Here is a 5,788-nt window from a genome sequence, read left to right on the forward strand (position 1 = left end):
GAATTTAGGTAAAGAACATATCATTCTTCCTGATGAAGTAAGAGGTAAATATAGTTCGCTTGAAGACGCTGTACTTCGAATTTAGGTAAAGAACATATCATTCTTCCTGATGAAGTAAGAGGTAAATATAGTTCGCTTGAAGACGCTGTACTTCATCAGAATTGGCCAAAGTTGAGCCAGGCGAAAGGCAAATTTATTTTTGTACTGGATGCAACCGGAAAAAAAAGAGCGACATATATCCTAAATCATCCATCACTAAAAGGTAGAGTAATGTTTGCAAATTCAGATCCCGGCACACCTGAAGCCGCTTTTATGATTAGAAATAACCCTAAAGACAAACAGATTTCTGAAATGGTAAAAAAAGGCTACATCATTAGAACACGGGCCGATAACGATACGCAACAGGCTCGTAAAAACGATAAGGGTGATTTCAATGAAGCTTGTAATTCTGGCGCACAGGTTATCACAACAGATTATTATTTAAAAAGTACACATTTTAATTCCGATTACGCTATCAGCTTTGCTGGTGGCAAATACTACAGAGCTAATCCCTTATTTAAAAGTAAATAGAATATGAATAGAAGGTCATTATTAAAAGGTGGATTGTTAGCCGGTTTAACTATTCCATTTACAGGTGTAAGTGATGTTATCGCTAAACCTATTGGCGGTTCAAAGAAAGCTAAAAACATCATTATGATGGTAAGTGATGGCATGAGTATAGGAACGCTGAATATGGCTGATTTATATTCGAACAGAATATTGGGGGTTAGTAGTAAATGGTTAGGCTTGTACCGCGAAAACAAGGCTTTTAGAGCATTAATGGATACGGCTTCCGCAAGTTCTATGGTTACCGATTCTGCAGCTGCAAGTTCATCCTGGGGTGGTGGTATGCGGGTTCGAAACGGTTCGCTTAATGTAGGAATGAAAGGCGAAAAACCACAACCTATCCTTCAGAAATTTAAAGAAAAAGGTAAAAAGGTAGGTTGTGTAACTACTGTTCCCATAACGCATGCAACACCTGCCGGTTTTTGCATAAACATAGATAACCGTGGGGGGCAGGATATTATTGCGGAACTATACCTGGGCTTAAAGTTTGATGTGATGATGGGTGGTGGACATAAGTATTTTGGAGAAAAACGTGCCGGAGGAAACCTGATTCCGAAATATTTAACCCAAGGTTATAAGATAGCTGAAAATAGAGATGAAATGCTGGCTTTGAATAAGTATAAGCCAGTTTTAGGTTTATTTGCCGAAGATGGATTGCCTTATGAAGTAGACAGAAAGCACGATAAAAATCTAATGAAATCGACACCATCGTTAGCAGAAATGACGATGAAAGCTATCGATTTGATGAAAGATAATAAAGACGGGTTTGCTTTGCAGGTAGAAGGTGGAAAAGTAGATTGGGCGGCACATTCAAATGATGTAAGTGGATTAATATTTGACCAGCTTGCTTTTGATGAAGCGGTTGGTAAGGTCATTGAATTTGCAGAAAAAGATGGAGAAACGCTGGTTATCATAACCACTGATCACGGGAATTCAAATCCTGGTTTATTTTATGCTGACGAAGCTGATAAAAAATTCGATAGTTTACAGAATTTTAAGCATAGCAACACCTGGTTGTTGGCGCAATTGAACCAATCCTTTAGTGAACAGAAAATTATCGATCTGATTAAAGAGAATCAAGGTTTTGAAATAAAACCAGATGAAGTTAAATCACTTTTAAATCATTTCAAAGACATTTCTCCCAACCAGTTATACAACGAGTCAAATCTTCCGTTTTACGAATACGGAAAAATATTGGGCAAATATACCGATGTGCAATGGGCTGGTATGAACCATACCGGAGATTATGTTGAGCTTACCATGTTTGGCCCAGGTTCAGAAAACTTAAAGCCTTTCATTAAAAATTGTGAATTGCATAATTTCATGTTAAAGGCGGCCGAAATGCCAGAGTCATTTTTAGTTAAGGCATAAATAATTTCAAACAGCAATGCAGGTAATTTTTTAAAAAAATGAAAAATGAAAGTAAAGTGTAAAACAAGAATTCCGATTATATGTATCGCTATACTTTTGAATGTAAGTATTGTCAAAGCTCAACAAAATACAGCTAAACCTGTTTTACTTTCAAAAGGATTTTGGCTAAAAGGCGACTTACATGTGCATTCACGGCATAGCACAGAATCATCGAATAATTCGATTGAAAAGATCATTAATTTTTCTAAATCTGTTAAAATGGATTATGTGTGTATTACAGATCACGATAATCATGTAGATGGTGATGTGGAACACCATACCTGGGCAGATCCAGAATTTAAATCAGACTCGCTTCTATTGCTATATGGTGCAGAATGGACGACAACCAGAGGTCATGGAAACGTATTTTCTGATAAACCCTATCATCATAAACGCTTATTTGATGTTCGAGATGAACGTGATGTTAATATTGGTAAAGTGAAGAAGTCTCTTAATATTCACTTATCAGCAAACCATCCAAGCGGAAAAGACAATTTTGGTTTTTCTTATGATCTGGTTCAATCGATTGAAGTTTGGAATTCGTCAGTTTGGCCAAAAAATGCCAATGCAATTATGATTTGGGATGATATGCTTTCATCCGGAAGGATGATGACAGGAAGAGGAGGAAGTGATGCACATCACGGAGTACCTACAGGGGCTGAAAAACCAGGTGCAAACACCTACCAAGCTGAATATAATTATGTTGGTACGCCAACCACCTGGGTTTTTGCAAAAGAGAAAAATTTAACTGCAGTTGTAGATGCACTAACTCATGGAAAGGTTTCGGTGAGTTCAAATCCTTTTGCACCAAGAGTAGAATTTTATGCAGATGAAGATGAAGATGGGAAATTTGAAATGATGATGGGCGACAATGCCATCTCGAAAGGTAAACCTGTAAAATTTTTGGTTCAATTAATTGATAATACTTTGCCTGATGCAGATTACACCATTACCATCATTAAAAATGGGAAGAAATTGAATACTTACCACGCTAAAGGCGAAATACCAATGGTTCAATTTGAAGATACACCAGAAACAAAAGGGAGAAGCTATTATCGGGTAACTGTTGAAGGCGTAAATACACCTTATCCGCAAGTGCCAAAATCTATGGCTTTAAGTGAAAATATGGTTGCTTTATCAAATCCGATTTATTTTAACTTCGACCCAAAATTTTAGTTTTTTTTTAAAAAAATTATTAAAAAGTCAATCTAAAATCTGTCAAAAGCAGGGATGCATTAAACGTTAAACATGCAATTATATTAAGTCAATTGAAGAATCTGCTAATAAAAACATAAGGATTCTTCAAGATACAACCATCAATCTTTCAACACAATAAAAGCTGTCTGACCAAGTCTAACCTTGCATTATAATATACCTGCCCTGCCAATCATAAATTTAATGCAATTTTGATTATGCTATTAAATCGGGAGTCAGACTATCAAAAAAACTGATAACTTTAATATATTAGTGTTCAATCAAATTAATGTGATGAAAAGACTATGTATCCTCCTTATTACCCCCATTTTTCCCTTTTTACTTATAGCACAACAGATACCCTGTAACTGCCTGCAGAATTTAAATGAGGCAATTGTTAAAACTGAGCTCAACTATGCCGGATTTCCGCAAAAAGTATATGCTAAGACAAAACCGTCCTATGAAAATCTGGTAACCAGTCTCCGTGCAAAGGCAAAAAATGAAAGCAATCCTAAAAGCTGCTATTATCTTATTAAAGATTATGTTCGTTTTTTTGCAGACAAACATTTTTCATTGACATACCTCAACAAAGAGGATTACGAAAAAGAGACCATAACTCTGGACGAATCTTATTTTAAAACACTGAAACCGGGTACTGGCACTGAAGGCATTTGGATAAACGCGGACAGTTCAATTAGGTTGGGCATAAAAAAATTTCCGGGCAATGAATACAAAGCCATTGTACTTAGTGCAAAAGATAGCATGCTCCATAAGGGGCTTGTCTATTTTACAGTAAAACCACATCAAAAAGGCTATCTGCTAAATCAGTACAATGTATTTAACAGTGTAGATTTCTATGCCCAGCAAAGAGGCAACCTGTTGCAGCTGTGGAATTTTTCACTTTTTGGAAGGGTTTTTCCCAATGAAATGACTGCCAAAGAAAAAAAGGAGTTAGGTACATGGAAAAACAGCAACAATGGACTCGATTATTATCAATTGGACACGGAAACCAGCTATATCAAAATCCCGACTTTCTTTAATAACGACAGTAAAATCGAGAAATTAGTTGCAGCCCATGATAAAGCCATCAGAAATAGTAAGTACCTGATCATAGATCTGCGTGGAAACGGAGGGGCAACTCCGGTTGGAGCTTTCTCCTACCCTACGTGATGACCAACCCCATCAAACAGGACAGCCCCCTACTTCGCATTTCCCAGGACAATGTCCGGCTCAAAAGATCAGAGCTTGAGTATTTCGTCAAAAATCCAGTACCTGTAGATCTAAAAAAATACTATCCTGATCAATATGTAGCTAACCTCAAAAAAATCGACGAAGAACTCCCATCTGCCGAGGATACGTTTTATCAGATCCCTGGATTGACAATCCCTCTTGATTCTGTTCTTGGCAGTCCTGCTAAAGTTGCACTAATTACCGATGAACTTTGCGGTAGCTCTACAGAATACTTTTTTCATTTAATGAAACAAAGCAAAAAGACAACACGATACGGTAGGAATAGTGTAGGCATGATGGATTACGAAGGGCCAACATCACAAACGCCGCTTCCGTGCAAAATGCTGATACTTATGATGCCAGTATCAAAATCGAGCTGGGCCGATAAAAAGCCTATTGATGCAACCGGATTCAGTCCTGATGTTAAGCCTTAACATACCAGCCGATCAGTGGGTTGAATACATTATCAAAGACCTCAAAAGGAAAAACTGAATTAAGATGAACAACCCTTTTTCACAATTTCCTTTAAGGAGGTTTTAAGCTTTGCGATTTTTTTCGCAAGTAACCCCGTCTTTCCTGAAGTCGTGTGATTAATTTTAAATACGGCATCGATGAAAAAATCATTTCAACCGGATACCTCTTTTAAAATTCTGTTTTTTAGATACTTGATTTAAAAAGAGGCTATCTCAAAAAAGAGTAGCCTCTTTGCCTGGGTGTTACCGTTATTACATACTGTACGCCAGTGATAAGACAGGTTAAGCCTACCCGTTATACCCCGGGTCGAACTCTACAATCCATTCAATACCATATTTATCCCTAAACATTCCGGCATAGGTACCCCATGGACTATCACCAATTGGTCCTTCCACTTCTCCACCTGTCGATAATCCGTTAAATATTTTATCTGCTTCTTCACGGCTTTCGGCATTCACGTATATTTTAGACCGGTTTTCATTTTCGCTTACCCGTCCTAAAAATCCGGGAACATCGTTGGCTATTAACACGTTGTTTTTGCCAAGCGGCAAGCCGATGTACATTATTTTATTTGCCTCCTCTTCGRCTACCTGAAAATCGGGGCCTGATAAGTCTTTAAAACGGGTGATTTTAGTAAACTCGCCGCCAAAAACTGATTTGTAAAAAATGAAGGCTTCTTCGGCATTGCCATTGAAGTTGATCCAGGGATTAATTGCTCTCATGATTTTTTATTTTTAGGTTTTGTTTCTAAACAAATTGCATAGGACTACACATCCTTTTAAGGTCTGTCATTCTAAATTGGGTATATAAGCCTCGAAGGATCAGAAATCAGCTTCATATAACCAGACATTATCGTATCTAAACCCATTTGTAG

At 37.3% G+C, this 5,788-nt stretch carries 5 protein-coding genes and 1 pseudogene; 5 read left to right on the forward strand and 1 reads right to left on the reverse strand.

All coding sequences use genetic code 11. The annotated features are described in order from the left end of the window. Positions 1 to 84 precede the first annotated feature (84 nt). From AC1DPQ_RS15655 to AC1DPQ_RS15675, 5 genes and pseudogenes are all read left to right on the forward strand, one after another. A pseudogene (locus AC1DPQ_RS15655) lies at positions 85 to 570 on the forward strand (Ca2+-dependent phosphoinositide-specific phospholipase C); the annotation flags it as partial. A 3-nt stretch (positions 571 to 573) separates the two neighbouring features. Continuing rightward, on the forward strand, positions 574 to 1,977 hold the full coding sequence (locus AC1DPQ_RS15660) for an alkaline phosphatase (protein WP_477610142.1): 1,404 nt from the start codon (positions 574 to 576) through the stop codon (positions 1,975 to 1,977). A 45-nt stretch (positions 1,978 to 2,022) separates the two neighbouring features. Next, positions 2,023 to 3,192, forward strand: coding sequence for a CehA/McbA family metallohydrolase (locus tag AC1DPQ_RS15665; protein ID WP_477610144.1), 1,170 nt, complete (start codon positions 2,023 to 2,025; stop codon positions 3,190 to 3,192). Positions 3,193 to 3,504: 312 nt separating this feature from the next. Further along, positions 3,505 to 4,380: a hypothetical protein gene (locus AC1DPQ_RS15670; RefSeq protein ID WP_477585061.1), complete on the forward strand. Its 876-nt coding sequence runs from the start codon at positions 3,505 to 3,507 to the stop codon at positions 4,378 to 4,380. Then, positions 4,380 to 4,874, forward strand: a complete 495-nt coding sequence (locus tag AC1DPQ_RS15675) for a S41 family peptidase (protein ID WP_477585060.1) — start codon at positions 4,380 to 4,382, stop codon at positions 4,872 to 4,874. The genes AC1DPQ_RS15670 and AC1DPQ_RS15675 overlap by 1 nt, the downstream gene beginning before the upstream one ends. A 327-nt stretch (positions 4,875 to 5,201) precedes the next feature. Here AC1DPQ_RS15675 and AC1DPQ_RS15680 read toward each other — a convergent pair whose 3' ends face one another. Then, positions 5,202 to 5,636 carry a VOC family protein gene (locus AC1DPQ_RS15680; protein ID WP_477610146.1) on the reverse strand — a complete coding sequence of 145 codons (435 nt, stop codon included), beginning with the start codon at positions 5,634 to 5,636 and terminating at the stop codon, positions 5,202 to 5,204. Positions 5,637 to 5,788 lie beyond the last annotated feature (152 nt).

This window comes from Pedobacter sp. 01T416_2 (assembly GCF_056398925.1).

Excerpts from the sequence above, each read along its gene's own strand:
- AC1DPQ_RS15665 (WP_477610144.1), top strand. The coding sequence starts at position 2,023 with ATGAAAGTAAAGTGTAAAACAAGAATTCCGATTATATGTATCGCTATA.
- AC1DPQ_RS15675 (WP_477585060.1), top strand. The coding sequence starts at position 4,380 with ATGACCAACCCCATCAAACAGGACAGCCCCCTACTTCGCATTTCCCAG.
- AC1DPQ_RS15670 (WP_477585061.1), top strand. The coding sequence starts at position 3,505 with ATGAAAAGACTATGTATCCTCCTTATTACCCCCATTTTTCCCTTTTTA.
- AC1DPQ_RS15660 (WP_477610142.1), top strand. The coding sequence starts at position 574 with ATGAATAGAAGGTCATTATTAAAAGGTGGATTGTTAGCCGGTTTAACT.